This window comes from Sphingopyxis sp. LC81, assembly GCF_000756375.1.
Classification (GTDB): Bacteria; Pseudomonadota; Alphaproteobacteria; order Sphingomonadales; family Sphingomonadaceae; genus Sphingopyxis.
Map to the genome: position 1 here is coordinate 78,768 of NZ_JNFD01000046.1, position 24,546 is coordinate 103,313.

Below are 24,546 nucleotides of genomic sequence, written 5' to 3' on the forward strand. Positions count from 1 at the left end.
CGTCCCCTTAGCGCGTGGTCGCTGACCCGCTAGGCGATCAGAAAGATGCGCCCAGCGTAAAGACCACGGTTGGATCGTAAAGCGTATCGAGCGCCTTGATGCCCGACTTTTTGACGTCGGTGTCGATATATTGCACCGAGAAGGTCATCGGACCGGCCGCGAAGGACGCGCCGAGCGACCAGTCGATATATTTGCCGTCGGGCGACACGAGGCCGAGCGAACCGTCGTTATAACCGACGCCCGCGGTCAGCGTGACCGGCGTGTCGGGAATGCCGAAGCCGGCACCGAGGTTCAGATAGATATTGTCTTCGTCGCCGAGCGAGTTCTGCTTCGGCGCATAAGCCACCATGCCGGTAACCGAGACGGGGCCGATGTCGTGCGACAGCTTGCCAATGCCTTCGAAATAGTCGGTCGGCGCGCCGCCGTCATGGCTGCCCGGATAGGTGTAGTAGGTCACGCCGATGTCGGCCGTCGTGCCCGAAGCGATTTCGGTCGCGAAGCCAGCGTAGAGGTCGAGTTCGAACTTGCCATAGGCATCGCTGTCGGGGAGCGAGGAGCCCCACACGCCCGCGTAGAGGCCGCTTTCATGGCTGAGCGTCAGCGTCGGCTGCACGGCGACCTTTTCGTTCGACAGCGAAATGCCGCGGAAGCGATAGTCCGAGGTGACCGCGATGCCGCCCGAAAGCGTGAACGGGCCGCTGGCCGCTTCTTCTTCTTCCTGCGCGAAGGCGGGCGTCGACAGGGCCGACGCGGCGAGCAGCATGCCGAAACACGCTTTGGTAAGAAACTTCATGGGTGATCCCCCTAAATAAAAAACGGATCGTCCCAGCCTGCCGTTGCGTGTTCACGCCTCTTCGTACGGGCCTGTAACGACGAACGCGTGTGAAATTGCCGATTTTGCTGCGACGCACAAACGAAAATTGCGCAAAGCGACGAATCGGCGTCAGACTGTGTCTTTCACGCAACAGCCGCTTGCGCTTTGCCAAGCCGCGGCCGGACAGCTAAAGAGCGGCACATATCCCCTCTATCGAGCAGCATCCATGAGCGATCACAATCCCGGCCTGCGCCCCTGGCGCGACATTGCACGACGCGAGTGCCGCCAGATCATGGTCGGCAACGTCCCCGTCGGCGGCGGCGCGCCGATCAGCGTGCAGACGATGACGAACACGCTGACCAGCGATCCGGTGGCGACGATCGACCAGATCCGCCGCTGCGAGGAAGCCGGTGCCGACCTGATCCGCGTGTCGTGCCCCGACACCGAATCGACCGCCGCGCTCGGCAAGATCGTCCGCGCGGCGCGCATCCCGATCATCGCCGACATCCATTTCCATTATAAGCGCGCATTGGAAGCCGCCGACGCCGGTGCCGCATGCCTGCGCATCAACCCCGGCAACATCGGCAGCAGCGAGCGCGTCGGCGAAGTCGTCCGCGCCGCAAAGGCGAACGGCTGCGCGATCCGCATCGGGGTCAACGCGGGGTCGCTCGAAAAGGACCTGCTCGAGAAATATGGCGAGCCGTGCCCCGAGGCGCTCGTCGAAAGCGCGCTCGACCATATCAAGCTGCTCCAGGATCACGACTTCCACGAATATAAGGTCGCGGTAAAGGCGAGCGACGTCTTCCTCGCGGTCGCCGCTTACGCGCAGCTCGCCGACGCGGTCGACTGTCCGCTCCACCTCGGCATCACCGAAGCCGGCGGGCTGATCGGCGGCACCGTCAAATCGGCGCTCGGCATCGGCAACCTCCTCTGGGCGGGCATTGGCGACACGATCCGCGTATCACTCTCGGCCGAACCCGAAGAGGAAGTGCGCGTCGGCTATGAAATCCTCAAGTCGCTCGGCCTCAGAACCCGCGGCGTCCGCGTCGTCTCGTGCCCCAGCTGCGCGCGGCAGGGCTTCGACGTCATCCGCACCGTGCAGGCACTCGAAGACGCGCTCAGCCACATCAAGACCCCGATGTCGCTCTCGGTCCTCGGCTGCGTCGTCAACGGTCCTGGCGAAGCGCGCGAAACCGACATCGGCATCACCGGCGGCGGCAACGGCAAGCATATGGTCTTCCTGTCGGGCGTCACCGACCATCATGTCGAAGACGCCGACATGATCGACCATATCGTCAAGCTCGTCGAAGCGAAGGCGGCCGAAATCGACGCGGGCAGTTCGGTGAGCATGGACACGCTGCACGGCAAGGCGGCGTAACGCCCGCGAGCGACATGCCCGTGGCGGCTCAGTCCGTCCGCCGGTCGACCGCGATCCAGTTCACTTCCCATGTCGCGCCGCCATCGGCCGAAAAGGCCTGCTCGAAATGCGCCTCGCCGGCCGAAACCTGCGTGATGACGAACCGCACGCGGACGGGCCGCTCGCCAAGCTTGTCGTCGCCATAAAAGACGCCGCGTCCATCGGCGCCAAAACCGCCGATCACCGGCGGGGTCAGCGCCCCGTCGCGCAGGCTGGCGAAGTTGAGGCTCCACCGGCGGGCACCGGGATCGTAAAGCCGCAGCGAGATGCCCTCGATCTTCCCTGCGGGTCCCGCGACCGACAGCTCGACGCTGTTCGCCCTGCCATCCATCAGGCTGCGGACGAGGCTCGTGCCGCGATATTCGGCCCAGACCGGCGGCTTGCCCGACAAGGGATTGCGCAGCACGCGCACCTCGGTTGCCCAGGTCCCGATTTCGAAATCGAAATCGCGCAGACCGTCGCGGACGGTCTCCGCGGGCGGAGCGGCCGGCGCCGATTGCGCCATGGCGGAAACACCCGCGCTCCCCGCCAGCAACGCCAGCACCAGCAATCGCGCGCTCACCATCGGCATCGGCATCTCCCGTCGTTCGCGCACTCTGTCGCCGGTCCTGATTACAGGGTGCCGGCGTGGCGGCAAGAGCGCACCTTCTCGCTGACCGGATAAGCGCACCATTGCCCCGCGCCACGCGCGCGTTAAAAGCGCCGCAACCTCCCTCTCAGCAGGATAGCCCGGTGACCCTCTCGATCCGCCCCGCCACCCCCGTCGACCTGCCGCTGATCGCGCAGTTCATCCGCGACCTCGCCGACTATGAAAAGCTCGCGCACGAGGTCCGCTTCGACGAGGCGAAGCTCGGCGAAAAACTCTTCGGCCCGCGGCCTTATGCGGAAGTCCTGATCGGCGAAATCGATGGCGCGGCACAGGGCTTCGCGCTCTTCTTCCACAATTTCTCGACCTTCGAGGGCAAGCCCGGCATCTATCTCGAGGATCTGTTCGTCCGCCCCGAAGCGCGCGGATCGGGGCTCGGCAAGGCGCTGCTCGCGCATCTCGCCAAGCTTTGCGTCGAACGCGATTGCGCGCGGCTCGAATGGTGGGTGCTCGACTGGAACACCCCTTCGATCGGTTTCTACCAGAGCCTCGGCGCCAGGCTGATGGACGAATGGACCGTGATGCGCGTCGACGGCGACGCCCTGACGGCTCTCGCGAACGCCTAGCCTTCAAATCCCGTTCGCATCGAGCGAAGTTGTAGATGCCTTCAGGGTGTCTCGACTTGGCTCGACACGAACGGAATTGGGAAGCTGTTTACTTCCGCGGCTTGCGCCGCTCCATCGGCCACTTCGGCATATGCGCATCGGACAGCGTCTTCGCCTCCGCCGGCGCCACACCCAGTTCGGTGAGCACGCGCACCAGCGCGTCGGCGGGTGCCACCGCGATGTCGGGCTGGACGCCATCGCCTTCCCAATCCTTGCCGGTCGCGGGGTCATAGGTGCGTCCGACCGGGATGAAGGCGCCATAGCCGCCGCCCAGATCCTCGCCGCGCCCGAAATGGTTGGCACCGCCGGTCGCGCTACCCACCAGCACGCCGCGTCCCGTATGCTTCATCGCAAGCGAGAAATGCTCGGCCGCCGATCCCGTTGCGCCCGACGTCAGCACATAGATTTTCGCATCCCTCAGCCGATTGTCGGCATTCGGCGTGATCCAATGTTCGCGCGTCACCAGGCCGGCATCGCCCTTCACCACGTGCAGCGAAGGAATGCCGGCGATCGGCGAACCGCCCTCGGCGTCGACCGACGCGCGTGTCGCCATCGTGACAAGCCGCGTCTTCTTGTCGAAGATCCACGGGAACATGACGTCCATCTGTTCGAGCCCGCCGCCGCCATGCGAGCGAATGTCGAAGATGATGGCTTTCGCATCGGCATGGTCCGCCATGAACTTCGCCGCCTGCGCCGTCACACCCGCATCGTTCGGAAAGACGTTGAAGCGGATAAAGGCAATCCCCGGCGCGATCCAACCCGCCTGCTCGATCGGGACCTTCTGCGGCCGCGGCCCGGGCGCCGGTCCGCTGGCGCCTCCCGTGGGCCTCACCGCATCGGGAACGCGCAACCGCAAATGCCCGTCGGGCGCCACCGCGTCGATGTCGGCGTCGATCGCGCGGGCCAATGCCTCGCCCGAAAGCGCCTTGTAACGCCCGGCCTTCACACCCGCGCGCAGCGCCGCTGCGTATTTCGTGCCGGTTTCGGGATAGACATAGTCGCGCTCGAGCAGCGCGGCATATTTTTCGGCGACCGCATCGCCATTCACTTCGTCCGCGGCAATCGCCGCCGGCGAGGCGATCAACGGCGCAGCGATTATCGCACCGGCCATCAGCAGGCCGGGCAAGAGGCGCAGGGAAATCGTCATCTTCATCTCCAATCCAACCCCGGATTGGCCATGGCGTATCACATAGACAATACAGATCAACTACATTTGTAGTCGATCCGTCAGGGCTGCCGTCTTTTGCGAGCGAACAGGATCAGGACGATACCGAGGATCGACAAAAACAGGCCATTGCGCGTCCAAACCGTGTCGCCGAGCATGAAACTGCTCGCCGGCCAGCGGACGATGTCGAGCCCCTGCAGCACCCACAGCCCGCCGACGAGGATCGCCGCGACCCCGACAATCGTCAGGATTCCCCTGAAAGCCCCCATGACGCCCTCCCTATCTGCGCTGCAGTCCGATCAGCGGCCGCAGCCAGCCGATGTTGCGCCCGATGACGTAGAAAAGCCAGCATCCAAGCGTGGTCGCGACGAGCAGGACTAGGAAGGACGGCAGCGCCGCGACGCCGGCCTGCAGCAGATACCAGCCGACCACGACGATGATCGTCTGGTGGATGATGTAGAAGGGGAACACCGCCTCGGCGAGCGTCGTGCGCGACGGGTGATCGCGGTTCCAGTAATGGTCGGCGATCCCGACCAGCGCGACGATCGTCGCCCAGCCCTGCACCAGATGCGCGATATTGAACGGCAGCCGGCCCCAGTCGGCGGGCTGCGCCCCGGTCAGCCAGAGACACATGATCCATGCGACAACCGCGAACGCCGCGACCGCAAGGACCAGCGCGGCGCGCCACCAGCGCGCCACCGCACCGAACAGCTGCGGCCGCACCCGGAGCAACCAGCCGACAAGGAAGGGCATCAGATAATGAAGATGCGACGGGCCGTCGTCGAACAGCGCATGCGTCTCGTCATGGCCCGGAAAGGCGGCATAGATGAGCAACCACGCCGCGAGCGGCCAGACAAGCAGCCCAAAGCCGCCGAGCCACCGCGCCGCGCCATCGGCGATCCGGGTCCGCATCGCGCCCGGCACCAGCGCCACCAGGACCGCGGCGAGCATCGTATAAACCCACAGATAGACGACGAACCACAGATGCTGCCACGTCGGCAGGACGATCCCGCCCAGCGATCCGAAACGGAAATAGTCGTGCGCCCAGAAATGCAGGAAGCCATGGGTATAGCCATGCTGGCCGACCAGTTCGATCCACGGCTGCGGCGGGATGATGACGATGATACCGAAAGCGAGCGGGATCAGCAGCCGCGCGCTGCGCGACCGCGCAAAGGCGCCGCTGCCGCCGAGCTTCGCGAACAGCGCCGCGCTCGCATACCCCGACACGAGGAACAGCAGCGCGAGCCGCCAGCTGTTCGTCGCGAGCATCGGAAGCTGCACCCAGTCGAGCGGCTCGGCGATCTTCACGTGCCATCCCCACGGCACGAAATACATGCCGATATGATAGAGGATCAGCAGCCCGAACGCGCCGATCCGCAGCCAGTCCATGCCGTGATGGCGCACGCCGGTCATAGGCCTCCCCTCCCAAGCCCCCCCTCCCGCAGGCGGGAGGGGCAACGAGGCTTGCCAGCTTGCTGGCTAGCCGCAGTGGGGTGGGCTGGCAACGCCGCGCTCTTTGCCCACCCCGCTGCGACTAGCGCCTGCTACGCAGGCTCAAGTCTCGCTGCCCCTCCCGTAAACGGGCGGGGAAATCTACTTCAGCACACGCCACGCCAGATCCGCAAACTCGCAAAGCAGCGGCCGCGTATCCCTTGGGTCGATGATGTCCTCGACGCCATATTTCTCCGCCGTCCGGAACGGCGAGCGCACGCGATTGAGCCGCTCGCGGATCGCCTCCAGATGCGCCGCCGGATCTTCCGCCGCCTCCAGCTCGCTCTTGTACGCAACCTCGACCCCGCCCTCGATCGGCAGGCTGCCCCAGTCGCCCGACGGCCAGGCGAAGCGGTACTGGAAGCGCTCGGCGTTCGACATCGCGCTCCCCGCGATCCCGTAAGCGCGCCGCACCACGACGCTCGCGAGCGGCACCGTCGCGCGGTAGATCGCGTTCATCGCCTGCACGCCGTAGCGGATCGTCCCCGTCCGCTCGGCCTCGCCGCCGATCATGAAGCCCGGATTGTCGACGAGGTGAACGATCGGCAGCCGGAACTGGTCGGCCATCTTCACGAAACGCTCGGCCTTCTCGCTCGTCTTCGCGTCCCACGATCCGCCAAGATACGACGGATCGCTCGCGAGCACCGCGACCGGATAACCGTCGAGCCGTGCAAAGGCGGTGATCACCGCCCGCCCCCAGCGCGCGCCCATTTCGAAGAAGCTGCCCTGATCGAACACCGCAGCCGTAATCCGCCGCATCGAATAGACCTGCTTCGCCTCGCGCGGCACCGCCGATAGCAGGCTCTCCTCGCGCCGGTCGACCGGATCGTTGCACGGCGTGCGCAAGGCCCGATCATGGATCGACGAAGGCAGGTACGACAGGAACCGCCGCGCCGCCGCGAACGCCTCGGCTTCGCTCGCGACCTCGTCGTCGACGACGCCGTTGCGTGTATGCACGTCGCTGCCGCCCAGTTCCTCGCGGTCGAGCGTATCGCCGATCGCCGCCGCGCCCGCGGCCCCCGCCGCGAACAGCTGCGACAGCCCGCGCACCATCACGCTGTAATGGCTCGCGACGACGCGCGCCGCGCCCAGCCCCGCGGTCGGCCCGAGCGCGAGCGCCACCACCGGCACGGTGTCGAGGTTCGCGATGATCTCGTCCCAGCCGGGGACGTGCGGGATATAGGTGTAGCCCATATCCTCCAATGTCTTGACCGACCCGCCGCCGCCGGTGCCGTCGATCATGCGGATCAGCGGCAGGCGATATTCATGCGCCATCGCCTCGCACTGGACGAATTTGCGATGCAGCGCCGCATCGGCCGCGCCGCCGCGCACGGTGAAATCGTCGGCCGAGGCCACCACTGGCCGCCCGTCGATATTCGCGCGGCCAAAGATGAAATTGCTCGCGGCGAGGTCTTCGAGTTCGCCATCGGCGCCATAGCGCCCGCGGCCCGCAATCTTGCCGATCTCGCGAAAACTGCCCGCGTCGACGATCCCCGCGAGCCGCGCCCGCGCGTCCATCTTCCCGCGCCCATGCTGCCGCGCGACCTTTTCCTCGCCGCCCATCTTCTCGGCCATCGCGCGGCGTTGGCCCAGCTCTTCGATCTCTTTTTCCCAGCTCATGGGGCGAAGGCTATCTTACGTTGACGGAAACGTCATCCGAAACCTATCGTCGGTCCATGACGCGCCCCATCGCCCTCGCCTTCACCGCCGCGATGCTCGCGCTCGCACCCCCGACCGCCAGCGAACCGCGCACGATTCCGGGCGTTGCGGACGCTTACAAGAGCGACGCCTTCGACCCAAACCCGATGGCGGCGATCGACGCCGCCCTCGCCAAAGCCGGACAGTCGGGCAAGCCTGTCCTGCTCATCATGGGCACCGGCGGCTGCCACGACAGCGCCTGGCTCGCGAACCTGCTCGCGACCGACCGCTTCGCCCCCGTCCGCGCGCGCTACGAGATCGTCTATGCCGACATCGGCATGCCGCATATCCGCGGGCAAGGCCGCAACCCCGATGTGCCCAAGCGCTTCCGATTCAAAATCAAGGGCACGCCGACCGTCGCGATCCTTGACGCCGAGGGCCATGTGCTCAACCGCAAGGCCGCCCCCAAATGGCGCAACGCCGCGAGCCGCAGCGACGACGACATCTATAACGAACTGATGGGTTAGGGAGAGACTGATGGCCGACGGGATTCTCGCGGGGCGCGTCGCGCTCGTCACCGGCGCCTCGCGCGGCATCGGCCGCGGCATCGCGATCGGGCTGGCCGAGGCTGGCGCCGACGTCGCGGTGAACTACACCCGCGGCGAGGAAGCCGCCGCCGAAACCGTCGCCGCGATCGAGGCGCTCGGCCGCAAGGCGAAAGCCTATCAAGCGTCGGTCACCGACGAGGCCGCCTGTGCCGCGATGGTCGCCGCGGTCGCGGCCGACTTCGGCCCGCTGTCGATCCTGGTAAACAACGCCGGCATCGCGAGCCGCGGGCTCTCGGTCGCCGACACCTCTCCCGAGGAGGTCGACAAACTCTTCGCCGTCCACGCCGCGGGCCCGCATCGCCTGTCGCGCCTTGCGCTGCCCCAGCTCCGCACCCACGCCCGCAGCGACATCATCGTCATTTCGAGCATCGCGACCTACACCCACTCGCCCAACGGCGCGCCCTACACGATGGCCAAGGCGGCAGGCGAAGCCCTCGCCTACGCACTCGCCAAAGAGGAACTCGGCAACGGCGTCCGCGTCAACATCGTCGCCCCCGCGCTCACCGTCAGCGACATGGGCGAGAAATTGTCGCGCGCGATCACGGGTAACGCGGACATCCATCACCTCGACGCCAAAATGCCCTTCGGCCGCGTCGCCGTCCCCGCCGACGTCGCCGCGGCGGTCGTCTGGTTCGTCAGCGACGCGAACTCTTATTGCTCGGGGCAAAAACTCAACATCGACGGCGCGGGGCAAGCAACCTTCCGCTAAGGCGCACCCATGCGTCCCGATTCTCCCTCGCCCGTCATCCCCTTCCTGATCGCGTGCGCAGGCATTGCGACCTTTTCGGCGATGGATGTGCTGATGAAGGGGCTGTCGATCGACATCGGCGCTTACAACGCCGTGCTCTGGCGCACCGGCACCGGCACGCTTCTCGCGGGCGCGCTCTATTTTGCGAGCCGCCCCAAATGGCCGGGCAAGGCAACGATGCAGATCCATGCGTGGCGCTCGCTGTTCGTCGCGGGCATGGCGCTCTGCTTCTTCTGGGCGCTCGCGCGGCTGCCGATGGCCGAAGCCATCGCGCTCGCCTTTGTCGCGCCGCTGATGGCGCTCTACATGGCTGCGATCTTTCTGGGCGAGAAGATCGGCCCGCGCTCGATCGCGGCGTCGATGCTCGGCCTGTGCGGAGTGATCGTGATCGTCGCGGGGAAACTCGGCGGCAGCGACTATAGCGACGAGGCGCTGCTCGCGGTCGGCGCGGTGTTCCTCTCGGCGATCTTTTACGCCTACAACCTCATCCTCGCGCGGCGGCAGGCGAAGATGGCCGAGCCGATGGAGATCGCCTTTTTCCAGAATTTCTTCGTCGCCGCGATCCTCGCATTGGGCACGCCCTGGTTCCTCGCGGTGCCGGGCGCAAGCCACGCGCCGCACATCCTCGGCGCCGCGCTCCTCGCGACCACATCGCTGCTGCTTTTGAGCTGGGCCTATGCACGCGCCGAGACACAGATCCTCGCGACGACAGAATATACGGGTTTCCTGTGGGCGATGCTGTTCGGCTGGTTCTTCTTCGACGAAGCCGTCACGCTGCCAACCTTCGCCGGCGCGTTGCTGATCGTCGCCGCCTGCCTGATCGTCGCGCGCAAGGCGCCGCACGGCGATCCGATCGAGCCAGCGGCGGCTTAGTCCCCCTCCCATAAATGGGAGGGGAGCGGGTCAAACCGCCGCCCTCGCTAACCTGTCGTTGATCGCCGCGCCCAGCCCCTCGGCCGGAACCGCCGCCACCGCAATCTTCGCCTTCGCGCTCGCCGCGCCCGCGTGCAGCGCGTCGAACAGCCGCGCAGCCGCCTCGGTCAAATCGCCCGCCGCGCTCAGATCATATTCGCCCGCGACCGCACCGAACCCGATCCCATATTCGTCATCCGCGAACGCGGTCGCACCCAGCCGCACCGGCTTCCCCGGCGCATAGTGGCTCGCGAGCATCCCCGGCGCGACGATCTCCGGTCCCTTGACGCCGGTCACCGCGAGCCCGCTCGCCTCCGCCAGCATCTCCACCGTCACCGGCCCCGGCCGCAGGATCTCGACCGCGCCGTCCTTCACGCGCGCGATCGTCGATTCGACCCCCGCCGTCGTCGGGCCATCGTCGATCACCAGCGCGATTCGTCCGTCGAGGCTCGCGAGCACATGGCTTGCCTTCGTCGGGCTCACCCCGCCGCTCGCATTGGCGCTGGGCGCGGCGAGCGGTGCGCCACTCTCGGCGAGCAAAGCCTGCATCGCGCGGTGTCCGGGCACCCTTATCGCGATCGTATCGAGCCCCGCGGTCGCGATGCTCGCCACCGGGCAATCCGCTGTCCGCGGCACCACCAGCGTCAGCGGCCCCGGCCAGAAGCGCGCCGCCAGCAGGCGCTCGACATCGCCAAACACTCCTAGACGCTCGGCCCCGGCAAGGTCGGGCACATGGACGATCAGCGGGTTGAAATCGGGGCGCCCCTTCGCGGCGTAGATGCGCGCGACCGCCTCCGCATTGCGCGCATCGGCGGCGAGGCCATAGACCGTCTCGGTGGGCACCGCGACCGGCTCGCCTGCCGCGATCAACGCCGCCGCCTCGGCGATAGCTGCGCTATCGAACGGCAGAACAATACTGGACTTTGAGGCATCGGCCATGCCGCGCTATAGCGCCCGCGCAACGAGATTCACCAGCAAAGTAGCTTGCCCATGACCTATACGCCGCCGACCACCGAACAGCTCTTCGTCCTCAACCATATCGCGCGCGTCGACGCGATGGCCCAGCATGAGCGTTTCGCCGCCGCGACCCCCGACATGATCGAAGCGATCGTCACCGGGATCGGGGAATTTGCTGCCGACGTCTACGCGCCGCTCAACCGCGTCGGCGACGTCAACAACCCCAAATGGTCGGACGGCAAGGTCACCATGCCCCCGGGCTTCAAGGAAGCGTACAAAGCCTTCGTCGACAATGGCTGGGGCAGCATCGACGGCCCCGGCGAATATGGCGGGCAGGACCTGCCCTTCACCCTCGCGACCGTGGTGATCGAGGCGCTCGGCAGCGCCGACATGGGCTTTACCCTGTGCAACATCCTCACCCCCGGCGCGATCCATGCGCTGATGGCCTATGGCACCGAGGAACAGCGACAGACCTGGCTTCCCAAGCTCGTCTCGGGCGAATGGAACGGCACGATGAACCTGACCGAGCCCGCCGCGGGCAGCGACGTCGGCGCGCTGCGCTCGACCGCCGAGAAGGTCACCGAAGGCGAGCACGCCGGCCTTTACCGGATCAAGGGCCAGAAAATCTTCATCACCTTCGGCGAGCATGACCTCACCGACAATATCGTCCACCTCGTCCTCGCGCGCACCCCCGGCGCGCCCGAGGGGACGCGCGGCATCTCGCTCTTCCTCGTCCCCAAATATCGCCTCGACGCCGATGGCAAGCCGGCGCATTCGAACGGCGTCCATTGCGCGTCGATCGAGCATAAGCTCGGCATCCACGGGTCGCCGACCGCGGTGATGGTCTATGGCGAGGACGAGGATTGCCTTGGCGAGATCGTCGGCGCCGAAATGGGCGGGATGCGCGCGATGTTCGTGATGATGAACAATGCGCGGCTGATGGTCGGCTGTCAGGGCGTCCAGATCGCCGAGCGCGCGACGCAGCAGGCGCAGCGCTTCGCCGCCGAGCGCGTCCAGTCGGCGCTCGCGGGCGGCACCGACCGCAACCCCGTCACGATCGACCAGCACCCCGACGTCCGCCGCATGCTGTGGCGGATGCGCGCGCAGACCGAGGCCGCGCGCGCGCTCACTTACTATGCCGCGGCGCAGATCGATTTCGGCAAGCTCGGCGACGAAGCCGCCGCGATGCGCGCCGACATCCTCATCCCGCTGGTCAAGGCGCACGCGACCGACATCGGCTGCGAGGTCGCGAGCCTCGGCGTTCAGGTGCACGGCGGCATGGGCTTCATCGAGGAAACCGGCGCCGCGCAGCATTATCGCGATGCGCGCATCGCCCCGATCTACGAGGGCACCAACGGCATCCAGGCCGCCGACCTCGTGGGGCGCAAGCTCGGCATGGCGGGCGGCGACCTCGTTCGCGGTCTGATCGACGATATCGCGCACGGCGCCGCCGATTTCCCCGAATTGCAGCAGCTCGTCGATGCCTGCCGCGCGGTCACCGACTGGATGGTCGGCGCGAACACCGGCGACCGGCTCGCGGGCAGCTATCCCTATCTCACCATGCTCGCCACCGCGACGTGCGGCTGGCTGATGGCGATCCAGCACAAGGCCGCGCGCGCGGCGCTCGACGAAGGTAGCGGCGACCGCGCCTTCCTCGAAGCGAAGATCGCCTCGACGCGCTTCTATCTGCAGCAGATCGTCCCCGCGGCGACCGGCCTCGCCGCCTCGGCGCTCGCCGGCGACGCGGCGCTGGAGCCGCTGCCTGCGATCGCCTGAAACATATGGAATCCTGCGCCTGACGCTCCGGCGCACGGCGCAGGATTTCATTCATAATTAACGCGATGATAACCATCTGAGACTAGGCACGGGCCGGCAATTGCTGGAGACGTGCGTGCCCATCCCGGTCAAAAGTCTGATCATCAGCTGGCGAACCATCGCGCTTTCGCTTCTGGTGGCGCTCGCGGTGGGTGTCTCATCCGCCGGTGAAATGGTTGATCGAGTGCTCGATGCGGTTGTCGCTCGTCTCGCTACTCGCCCGGTGTCGGGCGAGGTCGTCATCGTCGCGCTCGACGAACGCACTATGGCGCAATCGCCCAATCGCAACTTCTCGATGACCCAATATGCCAATGTCGTCGATGCGGTGAACCGGGCCAACGCAAAGCGGCTCCTGATCGACTTTTATTTCGACCGCCGCGAAGGCGACAGCGACTTCCCGCGCTTCGTCAATGCGATCCAGAATATGGGTGATCGCGTCGTGCTCGCCGTCTCTACGCGGCAGGTTCCCGGCAGCGACGAAAAAGTCACGATTTTTCCCAGCCCAAAATTCGGTCCCGACGTGCCGACCGCCAGCATCGCGATCGAAAGCGAATACTGGCAAGTCTGGAGCGCACCGATCGCGTATCGCGCCGAAGGACAGTTGCTGCCGACCTTTGCCTCGATCATTGCGGGCAAGCATAGCGATACGCCGAAAAGCTTCCGGCTGGACCTTGGCTACGACACGCGGTCCATCACTGAATATAGCGCGGCGGATTTGCTCTCGGGCAAGATCAGCGCACGCGAACTGGCGGGCAAGGATGTAATTTTCGCGCCCACGGCGCCCAGTTTTCAGGACTATTTCTATCTGCCCGGCCATGATCGTATTCCCGGCGGCTTCATCCATGTCATTGCTGCGGAAACGCTGAAGCGCGGGAATCCCGTGGACATCGGCTGGATACCCACATTTCTTTTCGCCGTTCTCGCAACCGGTTTCGCGCTGCTGCGACCGTTTCAGCGCGCATTTGTTCCCGTTGCGCTTGTCACGACCTTGCTTCTCGTCGGCGGCAAGGTCTTCCTCGGCACCCTGCTGGTCACGACGTGGATCGGTGCCGCGCTCGTCTACGTCGCGGCGATCGCGGCCAATGTTTCGCGTACCCGGCGCCGCAGTTCGGCGCAGCGCGAAAATCCGGTGTCGGGCCTGCCCAATTTCGAAGCCCTCCGATCGCAGCAGCCGTTCGGCAGCGCGACTGTGGTTGCCGCGAAGGTCGTCAATTTCGAGGATCTTGCGGCGTTCATCCCCGGCGACGGCATCAGCAAGCTCGTCGAACAGGTCACCCGCCGCCTCCAGCTCGCTTCGCAGGGCACGACGCTGCACCACGATCTCGACGGCACCTTCGCCTGGCTCGTCCCCTATTATCAGCACAGTCAGATCGAGGGACAGCTCGCGGGCCTTGCCGCGCTGTTCAATGCGCCGCTGACGATCGGCGAGCTGCGCGTCGACGTTGCGATCGCCTTCGGGGTCAATGACGAGTTCGAAGGGTCGAACGCGCAGCGCCTCGCCGCGGCGCTCGTCGCGGCCGAGCGCGCGATCCGCACGCGTTCGCTGTGGACCAAATATACCTCGCGCCAGAAGGAGGATGCCGGCTGGCAACTTTCCTTCCACTCGCAGCTCGAGGACGCACTGACCGGCGGTGACATCTGGGTCGCCTTCCAGCCGCAATATCAAATCGCGACGCGGCAGCTCGTCGGGCTCGAGGCGCTCGCGCGCTGGACGCACCCGACGCGCGGCCCGATCCCGCCCGACGAATTCATCGTCCAGGCCGAAAAGAGCCAGGACATCTATCGCCTCACCCTGTTCGTGATGGATCAGGCGATCCGCTCGGCCGCGCAGCTGCGCGAACGCGGCGTTCACATCAACATGTCGGTTAACCTGTCGGCCAGCCTGCTCGACCATAGCGACCTTGTCGGCACGATCCGCGTCATGCTCACCGCGCACCATCTGCCGCCAGAAACCTTGACCATCGAGATCACCGAAACCGCACAGATCGAAAACAGCCGCCAGGCGCGCCAGACGCTCGCCCAGCTCCGCCGCACCGGCATCCGTCTGTCGATCGACGATTATGGCACCGGCCAGTCAAACCTCGAATATCTAACCGAGATCGAGGCCGACGAAATCAAGATCGACAAGCGATTCGTGATGACGATGCGCGATTCGCAGCGGAACCTCGAAGTCGTCAAATCGACGATCGATCTCGCGCATCGTCTCGGCGCCGTGGCGGTCGCGGAAGGCATCGAAGATGCTGAAACCATGACACTTCTCGTCGGCCTCGGTTGCGATGTCGGCCAGGGCTATCATCTTGGAAAACCTCAACTGTTTTCCGAACTGACGGCAACTCTCGCCGCCTCTCCCAAGAACCGCTCCGCGTAACTGCCAGGCTGGCAGCAATGCTTATAGTTAAGACTCGATTTACCTTACTAATTAAGGTATATGCTCCGTTAACTGTTCCTCTGGGGCAGTGCGAACAGGAGATTTGTCATGGGTTGGTTTTGGTCATTCCTGGGCGGCGGCGGCACGGACAGTGCTGGCGGTCAGGCCTAAGCAAAAAACAGGTTTCAGGAGGGGCTCCGGCATCGCCGGGGCCCTTTCTTTTTGCCCAAAGCCCGCATGACGGCCGCCGCAGGATGACCGGTTGCCGGTGCGGTGATCCGCACCGGAACGGCGTCACCGGCGCCGCCTTTCGCACCGGTCTTCTCACTCAAAAAATTCCGCTTTTTGATCCGGCGGCACCAATCGCTCCGCAAACCCGCGGAAAGGCTGGCGCGGCGCCTCGCGCTCGTGCACCAGCCGCGACGAGACGAATCAAATTATCGACGAATTGAGTCCCCGATCTGTCATTTAGCGTCTTGCATCGCGGCGCCGACGTGGCACTATAGGTGGTGGGTCACACACGGGGGCACCCCAAGAAATAGTATTAGGCTGCAACTGGCGGATTTCCGTCGTCCATCCCATATGGACACGGGAAAACCCTCCCTGCGCCCAAAAAAAGTGCCCACGGGGACAGGTTTAGATGCTAAGACCGGGGCTTCGCCCTGAGTCGAACAAGACAGGAACAAAGCGCACCAGCTGCGCGTTCAAATCGGGGGCGAATAAGATGGATTTTCGGGAAACGGAACGGGTGGAGACGAGCGACGTGGCGACGATGGAACTGGCAAAGAATGACGCTCCGGCAGCGAGCGAATCGGTTGCCGATGCGGCGCCCGCAGCGAAGCTCAACGACAGCAGCGAGGCCAAGGTTCACGCGCGCCGATTCGACATCGTGACCGACAAGAGCCGCGACGCGCTACTCACCGACTTCGGCAAGGAAACGCTCGAGGACCGCTACCTCCTCCCCGGCGAATCATATCAGGACCTCTTCGCGCGCGTCGCGTCGGCCTATGCCGACGATCAGGACCACGCCCAGCGCCTCTACGACTATATCTCGAAGCTGTGGTTCATGCCCGCGACCCCCGTTCTCTCGAACGGCGGCACCGGCCGCGGCCTGCCGATCAGCTGCTATCTGAACTCGGTCGACGACAGCCTCGAGGGCATCGTCGGCACGTGGAACGAGAATGTCTGGCTCGCGAGCCGCGGCGGCGGCATCGGCACCTATTGGGGCGCGGTGCGCGGTATCGGCGAACCCGTCGGCCTCAACGGCAAGACCAGCGGCATCATTCCCTTCGTCCGCGTGATGGACAGCCTGACCCTCGCGATCTCGCAGGGCTCGCTGCGCCGCGGTTCGGCCGCCTGCTATCTCGACATCTCGCATCCCGAGATCGAGGAGTTTCTCGAGGTTCGCAAACCCTCGGGCGACTTCAACCGCAAGGCGCTCAACCTCCACCACGGCGTCCTCATCACCGACGAGTTCATGGAGGCCGTCCGCGACGGCGCCGAATTCAACCTGCGCAGCCCCAAGGACCAGAGCGTCCGCGGCACCGTCGACGCGCGCTCGCTGTTCCAGAAGCTCGTCGAGACGCGCCTCGCGACCGGCGAGCCCTACATCATCTTCATCGACCAGGTGAACCGCATGATGCCGAAGCATCATCGCGACCTGGGGCTCAAGGTCACCACTTCGAACCTCTGCAGCGAAATCACGCTGCCGACGGGCCGCGACCATCTCGGCAACGATCGCACCGCGGTCTGCTGCCTCTCGTCCTTGAACCTCGAAACCTGGGACGAGTGGAACGGCGACAAGATCTTCATCGAAGACGTCATGCGCATGCTCGACAATGTCCTTCAGGATTATATCGACCGCGCCCCGCCCGAAATGGCGCGCGCCAAATATAGCGCCAGCCGCGAACGCTCGGTCGGGCTCGGCGTCATGGGCTTCCACAGCTTCCTCCAGGCGCGCGGCCTGCCCTTCGAGGGCGCGATGGCGAAATCGTCGAACCTCCGCGTCTTCAAGCATATCCGCGCGCAGGTCGATCAGGCGTCGATGCTGCTCGCGAACGAGCGCGGCCCCTGCCCCGACGCCGCCGATCAGGGCGTGATGGAACGCTTCAGCTGCAAGATGGCGATCGCGCCGACCGCGTCGATCTCGATCATCTGCGGCGGCACCAGCGCGTGTATCGAGCCGATCCCGGCGAACATCTACACGCACAAGACGCTCTCGGGCAGCTTCTCGATCCGCAATCCGCACCTCGAAGCGCTCCTCGTTGACAAGGCGAAGAACAGCGACGCGGTGTGGAACTCGATCCTCGAGCGCGGCGGCAGCGTCCAGCACCTCGACTTCCTGTCGCAGGACGAAAAGGACTGCTACAAGACGAGCTTCGAGATCGACCAGCGCTGGCTGCTCGAACTCAGCGCCGACCGCACGCCGTACATCGATCAGGCGCAGTCGCTGAACCTCTTCATCCCGGCGGACGTCGAGAAATGGGACCTGCTCATGCTCCACTATCGCGCGTGGGAACTCGGCATCAAATCGCTCTATTATCTCCGCTCGAAATCGGTGCAGCGCGCCGGCTTCGCGGGCGGGGTCGAGGCCGACAACACGCCCGAGGCCGCGAAGTTCGAACTCTCGGCCGAGAGCACCGACTATGACGAGTGCCTGGCTTGCCAATGATGGACCGTGCGGAGAACATGCGATGAATGTGAACGTCACATACATCGCGCTCGCCGCGGTCTTCTTTGCGCTCAGCGCCGTCATGACGACGCACGCGCGCAAGGCAGCCGAAGCGCCCGGGGCGAAAAAGAGCCAGCTCTCGGGCCTCCTGTTCATGATCGCCGGGACGGGGTTCGTCCTCGCCGGCGTGATGCCCATGCTACGGTCCCTGTGACCGACCGAATTTCTGGAGTGTAACCGCCATGTCCCTTCTCGAAGCCCGCAAGACCTACAAGCCCTTCGAATATCCGTGGGCCTATGATTTCTGGAAACGCCAGCAGCAGATCCACTGGGTTCCCGAGGAAGTGCCGCTGGGCGAGGATTGCCGCGACTGGGCGCAGAAGATCAGCGACCATGAGCGCAACCTGCTCACGCAGATTTTCCGCTTCTTCACGCAGGCCGATATCGAGGTGCAGGATTGCTACCACGACAAATATGGCCGCGTGTTCAAGCCGACCGAAATCAAGATGATGCTGACCGCGTTCAGCAACATGGAAACCGTGCATATCGCGGCGTACAGCCACCTGCTCGACACGATCGGCATGCCCGAAAGCGAGTACGGCATGTTCCTCGAATATGACGAGATGCGCGCCAAGCACGACTATATGGGCACCTTCGGCGTCGACAGCGACGAGGATATCGCGCGCACGCTCGCGATGTTCGGCGGCTTTACCGAGGGCCTCCAACTCTTCGCCAGCTTCGCGATGCTGATGAACTTCCCGCGCTTCAACAAGATGAAGGGCATGGGCCAGATCGTCAGCTGGTCGATCCGCGACGAAAGCCTCCACTGCGAAGGCATCATCAAGCTGTTCCACACCTTCGTGAAGGAACGCGACTGCCTGACCAAGGCGGTGAAGGAAGACATCATCGACACGTGCCAGAAGACGGTGCGGCTCGAGGATGCGTTCATCGACCTCGCGTTCGAACAGGGCCCCGTCCCCGGCATGACGCCGAAGGAGATCAAGCGCTACATCCGCTACATCGCCGACTGGCGCCTCGGCCAGCTCGGGTTCCAGCCGATCTACATGATCGACGAGCACCCGCTCCCCTGGCTCGCCCCGCTGCTCAACGGCGTGGAGCACGCCAACTTCTTCGAAACGCGCGCGACCGAATACAGCAAGGGCGCGACGCGCGGCGACTGGAACAGCGTGTGGACCAGCTTCGACAGCCGCAAGAAGGCGAAGAACAGCGAAGACGCGGCGCCCGTCAACGACGCCGAAGCCGACGGCGAAGACATGTTCAAACAAGCCGGCATCGCCGCGGAATAAGCGACCTGATAACCCCTCCCGCAAGCGGGAGGGGCAGCGAAACTTGCGGGCTTGCCCGCTAGTTGCAGCGGGGAGGGCAACAACGCCGCCCCACGAAACAAGACAAGAAGTCAGAGGCCACCCAAATGACCGACAAGCAGAAACAGAAACTCCTCATCCTCAGCCAGCCGCAGCGCACGACGCTCGAAGGCCTGTCGAACCGCCGCCCCCAACTCCCCACCGACCCGATCCGCGACGAACTCGTCACGCTGGGACTGGTCGTGAAGCAGGGCGCCAAATGGGCGCTGACCCCGACGGGCAAGAAGGTGTTGGCCGCGAATTCGAACCGGCGGAACTCGGGCGGATTTTCGGTTTAGCACGCTGACCCTAGGTTCTCGACACCAAGGCTTTCTTGCAGAAAGCATCTAGACCTTTCGTCGACTCTCGCCAAACAGAGAACGGACTTCTTCTACCTCAGACGCTGAGACACCTGCGAAATGACGATCGAAGGCCTTTAGGGCTGATCCGCGAAGCCTCTGAACGATCGCAAAAGTGTCATACTCGCCATAAAAGCGTTCAAAGACTAGGTAGTTCAAATCAAAAATAAAGAATGCCCAAGCAGAAGATATAATCTTAAATTTCCAACTACGTTGATTTACGGTAGCCCCTTCGGTGTCACCGATAAAATGGTAGTGCTCTCTTGGGTTGTAATGCGCCATCTTTGACAGCAAGCCATACGCTCGCCCAGAAGACGGGCAAATGTCCTTCAAATTCCTCAAAAGATTTTGAGGATGAACATCAAACACCTCTGCATCTTCCGTCTTGTCCCAAACGTAAGCCGCATACGAAAACTGCTCCACCAAACTTCGTGCTACCAATGCCGCTTCAATCATAAAGCCTTGTCGAGCTACAGACACTAAGAGCTCTAATGCTGTACGAGCTCGCACCATGGCCAAATCAAAAGCAAAAACTCCAATTGGGGCGTCCGTGCGAGGTTCAAAGGAGTGATAAAACTCATTGTAGGAAAATTCATGGAACCGATACAACGTTCGAAGTGGCTCATCTCGCGAAATATGCTCCTCGATATTTGACAAATATCGCTTCTTTACATAGTCAATCGAAGAATAACCCATTCTCTCGGCGATTACAGCGGCAGTCACACTTTGTCGAAGAGAGTGAGAAGCGTCGGCAGTTAAACCAACCCAACCCAAACCACTTATGTCAATTTCGGTATCCAAAAGAGGCGAGATTGCAAATCTCGTTCTAAGCTCTTTTTCGCTAAGTGTTTTAGTGCGTTTTGCCATCAAACGGGCTTGAACGGCAGCGTCGTCAAATTCAAGAACGCAAACTATGAATTACGGTGGGAACTACAGTGACAAGTGCAATAGCCCCCAATTAGCCGTCGCTTAGCAGGCTTGCATGAGCTAACCACGCCCCATGCCCGGGGTCTTCGTCCATCGTCGCGACACACATTATGCCGACGAGCCCTATCGGCAATATCAATTCCCTAAAGCCTATCTCTCACGCGCCAGTCAGTTCGAGGGTGATTGGGCTGTTTATTATGAGCCGGTGAAGGCTGGCGGCCGAGGCTTTTACGCGGTTGCCTGGGTCGAACAGATCGTTCCCGATCCCACGCGCGAAGGCCATTATCTCGCACTCATCAAACCTGACACCTATCTCGACTTCGCGCACAACGTCCCGCGAACAATCGATGGCGAACTTGTCGAAAGCGGCCTCGCCAATGCGCAAGCCGCAGTCCGACCGCTCAGCACGCAGGACTTCGTCCGCATCATCAATCTCGGCCTCGGCGATGACGAAAGCGCCCTGCCCCGTGTCGGTGACGCCGTCGTTCCGCTAGCCCCCTCGCTCAGCGACAATCAGCGTCCATTCCGCTTTGAACAGGAACGCATTCGCGCCGAAAGCCTGACCTCGCGCATTGTCCGCGACCGCGTCTTCCGCACCGCCGTACTCGCCGCCTATGACAAACGCTGCGCGATCACCGGCCTCAAATTCATCAATGGTGGCGGTCGCGCCGAAGTTGCCGCCGCGCATATCCGACCCGTCGCGGCGAAAGGCCCCGACAGCGTCAACAACGGCCTCGCCCTCTCGGGCACCGCACACTGGATGTTCGATCGCGGTCTGATTTCTTTGGACGACGATCTCTCAATTATCGTCTCACGCCACGTCAACGACACCGAAAGCCTCGATCGGCTGCTCCGGCCCGACCGCAAGGCGATCGAACCGCTCGATCCGGCGCTTCGCCCCCATCCGAGCTTTCTCGCGTGGCATCGGGAAAACGTCTTCAAGATGTAAGGGGCAAGCGCCCCCTCAATGCACCGTAACCGGCCGCATCACCCCGCCCACACGCGCCACCGCGAACATCACGCCGTCGCGCACCACCTCGGGCGGACCTTCGAGCATATAGAGCTTCACCAGCTCGCGCGTGACCTCGCTGTCGTCGTCGACGACCAGCCGGAGCGACTCCAGCCCCAGATTGCCGCGCGCCACCACCACATCGCGGACCAGCGCGAGCGGCCACTCAGCGCTCGCGCCGCGATAGAGCGTCACTCCGTCGTGGCGGAGGTAATCGCCGCGCCGCCGCCACATGCCAAGGACATAGCCCCACACGCTCAGCACTGCGGCGATCCCGAGCAGCAACAGCGGCTGCCCGAACACCATGTTCCAAAAGGCAACGACCGGATCGCCGCCCCAGTCGAGCCGCGCCAGCAAGACGCCGAGCAACACCGCGCACGCGAACTGCCACCCCACCAGGGGCGCCGCGCGCAGCCGTGCCACCACCACCATTTTCCGGTCCCCGTCGATCATCGCGGCCTAAATAGGCATCGCGGCCGCGCCGCGCCACCCCGCCTCTCGCAGTCCGCAACCTTCATGCCGGGCATCCGTTCTTGCAAAGGGGCAACCCGCCCCGCGGAGTCGATGTCATCGAACCGAGAACCCTGATCGCTTACGGGCTTATCCTGCTGCTCATCGCAGCGCTGATCGCGGCCATATTCTACCTGCGCCACAATACGCACGACCGCAGAATCGAGCGCCAGCGCGAGCGGCAGCGCCTGCATCGCGAGGAGCGCGACGACGGCGCCTGACGCGCATCAACGCAAACCGGCTCGACGGACCGCCCCGCCCGCGCGGCGAGCCGCGACCCTTTGCCCCGCGTCGCTGCTATACTGACGGGCGAAAGGAGAACGCCCATGCAGGCCGTAACCGAAGGCGACCGCCGCAAGGAGGTTCGCGTCCTCCTCGATCAGATCCAGGCGCACCCCGAACGCGACTGGACCGCGGCGCGCCAGCGCCTCGCGACGCTCAATAAATTGATCGCCGGACCGTCCGGAAAACCGCCCCGCCCGCAACCGCATTAGCCACTCGTCGCGCACGCGCGGCGGTCCGTCGCAATCGCCCGGATGCGATGCAACAATCGGACATTGCACAAGTTTCTCCGGTCAAGGCATCGGCGCCGCCCCCTTCCCCCCCGCGGGGCGCGCCGATGCCTGACCCAAATCCCTTGACCCAAGTCCCACGACGGAGACACGGACATGCGCAAAGCATTTGCCCTTCTGACGGTCGCTCCCGCCCTCCTCGCTTTCCCCGCGCTCGCGCAAACCGCGCCCGCGCCCGCGCCCGCGCCGGCCCCCGCCCAGCTTGCCCCCGACGGCAGCGCCAACGTCAATCTGGTCGGCAAGGTCGGGCTGAAGGGCGGCGCGGTCGATGCCGCGGTCGATGGCGTCACCAACCCCGTCGGCGGCACCGTCGATCGCGTCGACAGCGCGGTCGGCAAGGCCGTCGATACCGCGAACCTGACCCTCGCGACGCGCGAACAGGTGCGCGCGGGCGCCGAACTTTACGACACCGGCGGCAACAGCGTCGGCACGGTGCAGAGCGTCGAAGGCGACACCGCGGTCGTGGTCCGCGGCGGCAAGCTCTACAATGTGCCGATCGCCCAAATCTATCATGGCGCGGTGGGTGCGACCCACGGCCTCGTCACCAAATTGTCGAGCGCCGAAATCCAGGCGCGCACCACCGCCGCGATCGAATCGCGCTGACATATCGGGACTAGCCGCGGCGACCCCTTGCAATAAGGGACGTGGCCGCGCTGGGGGGAGCCGGGTGCACTCGGCTCCCCGCCTTGGAAATCGGGAGAGACCGCATCGCGCCAGCGATCGGGGAGGGAGCCGGGACACCGGCTCCCTTTCGTCGTTATGCCGCACCCGCAAATGAAAATGGCCCGCCCCAGGGGAGGGGACGGGCCAGTTCGGTGCCGGCGCGCCCGATTGCGCCGCCGGCCCTCTGTTATCTCGCCTAAACTATTCGGCCTCTTCGAACAGCTCGACCGCGTTCGCGGCGTTCGCCGACAGCCGGACCGTGTCGCCTTCGACCGCCGCGACCAGACCCGCGGGCAGGTAATGATGCTTGCCGTCGCCGCTGTCGGCCTTGGTCAGCTTGATGCGCTCGCCGTCGAGATGGTCGACGGTGCCGACGTGGACGCCGTCGGCGCCGACAACATTCAGGCCTTCCTTGATCGCGCTATGGTCATGCTCTGCCATCGTCATTCTCCTTACCGCTCCGGGAAGGGGGAGCTTCGCCATCATACGCACAGAAAAGCGAGTCGGCTCCATATCCCGAGGCAAGGCGCCCGAAAGCCGCGCCCGCTTTCCATCGCGCCGCCGTCCCGAACGATTAGCACCAGGGGCGCCGCCGCCCCTCCCATGGCCGCGCCAGCCCTTCGTCAACGAGCACCGACCCAACACTCGTCCCGCCGCGCGTCACGATGCGCAGGTTGCGGCCGTAGCGGTCGGTGTCGCGCCCGGCGCTTTCCAGGCTGAAGGCGCCGGCATTCAGCCAGGTGCGGAGCCGTTCGGTCGCGGCGTCGCCGAGCGCCGCTTCCTCGGCGCAGCGCGCGGGATGCGTTTCGGGAGTGTCGATATCGGCGATGCGATATTTGTCGTCCGCGAACCAGAAGGTGTCGCCGTCGACGACGCAATTGCGGCCGCCGCCGCTGTGGCAGAGCGCGAAGCGCGCCGACAGCGCGTCGCGCTCCGCCGCGCCTTCGCCGCCCGCGAACAAGGACGCCACGGGCGCGGGCATCGCTTCGGCTCCGCCTGGAAAGCGTTGAAAAGTCGCGAGTGCGGCAAAGAAGGCGACCGCCATCACCGGCGTCAGCCACAGATTCGATCCGACACCGCGCCGCCTGCGCACCGGCCTGCGGCGGCGAGCGGTACGGCGCCGCGGATAATGAAAATCGGGTCCGGACATGCCGCGACCCTAACGATAGAGGCTTAGCAAAATCCCAACGAGGCGCGTCCGCTATGGCGTGCGACTATGTTCAAATGCGTCCGCCGCGGCACCGTTTCCGACCAACAGCCACAACTCCCGTCGGCGATGGCTAACCG

Annotated in this window: 26 protein-coding genes; 15 read left to right on the forward strand and 11 right to left on the reverse strand. The window is 64.6% G+C overall.

Features of this window, described 5'->3' with window-relative positions; translation table 11 throughout:
• Positions 1-37: 37 nt before the first annotated feature.
• A complete protein-coding gene (locus FG91_RS19570; protein WP_037518487.1) occupies positions 38-793 on the reverse strand; it encodes a TorF family putative porin in 756 nt (251 codons plus the stop codon).
• Positions 794-1,040: 247 nt separating this feature from the next.
• Here FG91_RS19570 and ispG point away from each other — a divergent pair, with 247 nt between their 5' ends.
• Positions 1,041-2,192, forward strand: a complete 1,152-nt coding sequence (gene ispG, locus FG91_RS19575) for a flavodoxin-dependent (E)-4-hydroxy-3-methylbut-2-enyl-diphosphate synthase (RefSeq protein WP_037518489.1) — start codon at positions 1,041-1,043, stop codon at positions 2,190-2,192.
• Positions 2,193-2,220: 28 nt separating this feature from the next.
• On the opposite strand, the gene FG91_RS19580 is transcribed toward ispG, so the two are convergent.
• Positions 2,221-2,802: a hypothetical protein gene (locus FG91_RS19580; RefSeq protein ID WP_152568187.1), complete on the reverse strand. Its 582-nt coding sequence runs from the start codon at positions 2,800-2,802 to the stop codon at positions 2,221-2,223.
• Positions 2,803-2,963: 161 nt separating this feature from the next.
• On the opposite strand from FG91_RS19580, the gene FG91_RS19585 reads away from it, so the two are divergent.
• On the forward strand, positions 2,964-3,443 hold the full coding sequence (locus FG91_RS19585; RefSeq protein ID WP_037518492.1) for a GNAT family N-acetyltransferase: 480 nt from the start codon (positions 2,964-2,966) through the stop codon (positions 3,441-3,443).
• 88 nt (positions 3,444-3,531) lie between these two features.
• Here FG91_RS19585 and FG91_RS21170 read toward each other — a convergent pair whose 3' ends face one another.
• From FG91_RS21170 to FG91_RS19605, 4 genes are all read right to left on the reverse strand, one after another.
• Positions 3,532-4,629, reverse strand: coding sequence for a S41 family peptidase (locus FG91_RS21170; protein ID WP_161785679.1), 1,098 nt, complete (start codon positions 4,627-4,629; stop codon positions 3,532-3,534).
• Between the two features lie 80 nt (positions 4,630-4,709).
• Entirely contained in the window at positions 4,710-4,916 is a 207-nt protein-coding gene (locus FG91_RS19595; RefSeq protein ID WP_037518495.1) for a hypothetical protein, read from the reverse strand.
• Positions 4,917-4,926: 10 nt separating this feature from the next.
• Complete coding sequence (locus tag FG91_RS19600; RefSeq protein WP_037518497.1) at positions 4,927-6,060, reverse strand: acyltransferase family protein; 1,134 nt, start codon at positions 6,058-6,060, stop codon at positions 4,927-4,929.
• A 180-nt stretch (positions 6,061-6,240) separates the two neighbouring features.
• Positions 6,241-7,758, reverse strand: coding sequence for an acyl-CoA carboxylase subunit beta (locus tag FG91_RS19605; RefSeq protein ID WP_037518499.1), 1,518 nt, complete (start codon positions 7,756-7,758; stop codon positions 6,241-6,243).
• A 56-nt stretch (positions 7,759-7,814) separates the two neighbouring features.
• Here FG91_RS19605 and FG91_RS19610 point away from each other — a divergent pair, with 56 nt between their 5' ends.
• The 3 genes from FG91_RS19610 to FG91_RS19620 are packed head-to-tail and all read left to right on the forward strand — an operon-like array spanning position 7,815 to position 10,005.
• Positions 7,815-8,303, forward strand: a complete 489-nt coding sequence (locus FG91_RS19610) for a thioredoxin family protein (RefSeq protein WP_037518501.1) — start codon at positions 7,815-7,817, stop codon at positions 8,301-8,303.
• 10 nt (positions 8,304-8,313) lie between these two features.
• Positions 8,314-9,093, forward strand: a complete 780-nt coding sequence (locus tag FG91_RS19615; protein WP_037518504.1) for an SDR family NAD(P)-dependent oxidoreductase — start codon at positions 8,314-8,316, stop codon at positions 9,091-9,093.
• Between the two features lie 9 nt (positions 9,094-9,102).
• A complete protein-coding gene (locus FG91_RS19620) occupies positions 9,103-10,005 on the forward strand; it encodes a DMT family transporter (RefSeq protein ID WP_037518506.1) in 903 nt (300 codons plus the stop codon).
• A 30-nt stretch (positions 10,006-10,035) separates the two neighbouring features.
• Here the strand turns inward: FG91_RS19620 and FG91_RS19625 are convergent, their stop codons facing one another.
• Positions 10,036-10,983: an L-threonylcarbamoyladenylate synthase gene (locus FG91_RS19625; protein WP_037518508.1), complete on the reverse strand. Its 948-nt coding sequence runs from the start codon at positions 10,981-10,983 to the stop codon at positions 10,036-10,038.
• 51 nt (positions 10,984-11,034) lie between these two features.
• On the opposite strand from FG91_RS19625, the gene FG91_RS19630 reads away from it, so the two are divergent.
• From FG91_RS19630 to FG91_RS19655, 6 genes are all read left to right on the forward strand, one after another.
• The gene (locus FG91_RS19630; RefSeq protein ID WP_037518512.1) at positions 11,035-12,777 is read left to right on the forward strand and encodes an acyl-CoA dehydrogenase; all 1,743 of its coding nucleotides are present in this window, start codon (positions 11,035-11,037) and stop codon (positions 12,775-12,777) included.
• 115 nt (positions 12,778-12,892) lie between these two features.
• Positions 12,893-15,184 carry an EAL domain-containing protein gene (locus tag FG91_RS19635; RefSeq protein WP_037518514.1) on the forward strand — a complete coding sequence of 764 codons (2,292 nt, stop codon included), beginning with the start codon at positions 12,893-12,895 and terminating at the stop codon, positions 15,182-15,184.
• Between the two features lie 724 nt (positions 15,185-15,908).
• On the forward strand, positions 15,909-17,855 hold the full coding sequence (locus tag FG91_RS19640) for a ribonucleoside-diphosphate reductase subunit alpha (RefSeq protein ID WP_037518516.1): 1,947 nt from the start codon (positions 15,909-15,911) through the stop codon (positions 17,853-17,855).
• 28 nt (positions 17,856-17,883) lie between these two features.
• The gene (locus FG91_RS19645) at positions 17,884-18,069 is read left to right on the forward strand and encodes a hypothetical protein (RefSeq protein WP_152568188.1); all 186 of its coding nucleotides are present in this window, start codon (positions 17,884-17,886) and stop codon (positions 18,067-18,069) included.
• Positions 18,070-18,097: 28 nt separating this feature from the next.
• Positions 18,098-19,162, forward strand: coding sequence for a ribonucleotide-diphosphate reductase subunit beta (locus FG91_RS19650; RefSeq protein ID WP_037518520.1), 1,065 nt, complete (start codon positions 18,098-18,100; stop codon positions 19,160-19,162).
• A gap of 125 nt (positions 19,163-19,287) precedes the next feature.
• Positions 19,288-19,518, forward strand: coding sequence for a hypothetical protein (locus FG91_RS19655; protein ID WP_037518521.1), 231 nt, complete (start codon positions 19,288-19,290; stop codon positions 19,516-19,518).
• Positions 19,519-19,566: 48 nt separating this feature from the next.
• Here FG91_RS19655 and FG91_RS21900 read toward each other — a convergent pair whose 3' ends face one another.
• Positions 19,567-20,445 (reverse strand): hypothetical protein, encoded by an 879-nt coding sequence (locus FG91_RS21900; RefSeq protein WP_152568189.1) that lies wholly within the window; start codon positions 20,443-20,445, stop codon positions 19,567-19,569.
• A gap of 133 nt (positions 20,446-20,578) precedes the next feature.
• Here FG91_RS21900 and FG91_RS19660 point away from each other — a divergent pair, with 133 nt between their 5' ends.
• On the forward strand, positions 20,579-21,454 hold the full coding sequence (locus FG91_RS19660; protein ID WP_037518522.1) for an HNH endonuclease: 876 nt from the start codon (positions 20,579-20,581) through the stop codon (positions 21,452-21,454).
• 15 nt (positions 21,455-21,469) lie between these two features.
• Here the strand turns inward: FG91_RS19660 and FG91_RS19665 are convergent, their stop codons facing one another.
• Complete coding sequence (locus FG91_RS19665) at positions 21,470-21,946, reverse strand: hypothetical protein (RefSeq protein WP_152568190.1); 477 nt, start codon at positions 21,944-21,946, stop codon at positions 21,470-21,472.
• A gap of 101 nt (positions 21,947-22,047) precedes the next feature.
• Here FG91_RS19665 and FG91_RS19670 point away from each other — a divergent pair, with 101 nt between their 5' ends.
• From FG91_RS19670 to FG91_RS19675, 3 genes are all read left to right on the forward strand, one after another.
• A complete protein-coding gene (locus tag FG91_RS19670) occupies positions 22,048-22,245 on the forward strand; it encodes a hypothetical protein (protein ID WP_037518523.1) in 198 nt (65 codons plus the stop codon).
• 105 nt (positions 22,246-22,350) lie between these two features.
• Positions 22,351-22,518 (forward strand): hypothetical protein, encoded by a 168-nt coding sequence (locus FG91_RS22215; RefSeq protein WP_162835127.1) that lies wholly within the window; start codon positions 22,351-22,353, stop codon positions 22,516-22,518.
• 174 nt (positions 22,519-22,692) lie between these two features.
• Positions 22,693-23,199, forward strand: a complete 507-nt coding sequence (locus FG91_RS19675) for a hypothetical protein (RefSeq protein ID WP_037518524.1) — start codon at positions 22,693-22,695, stop codon at positions 23,197-23,199.
• Between the two features lie 261 nt (positions 23,200-23,460).
• Here FG91_RS19675 and FG91_RS19680 read toward each other — a convergent pair whose 3' ends face one another.
• Both FG91_RS19680 and FG91_RS19685 read right to left on the reverse strand, forming a co-directional pair.
• Positions 23,461-23,700 (reverse strand): DUF2171 domain-containing protein, encoded by a 240-nt coding sequence (locus FG91_RS19680; protein WP_037518525.1) that lies wholly within the window; start codon positions 23,698-23,700, stop codon positions 23,461-23,463.
• 133 nt (positions 23,701-23,833) lie between these two features.
• Positions 23,834-24,409 carry a thermonuclease family protein gene (locus FG91_RS19685; RefSeq protein ID WP_200878492.1) on the reverse strand — a complete coding sequence of 192 codons (576 nt, stop codon included), beginning with the start codon at positions 24,407-24,409 and terminating at the stop codon, positions 23,834-23,836.
• Positions 24,410-24,546 lie beyond the last annotated feature (137 nt).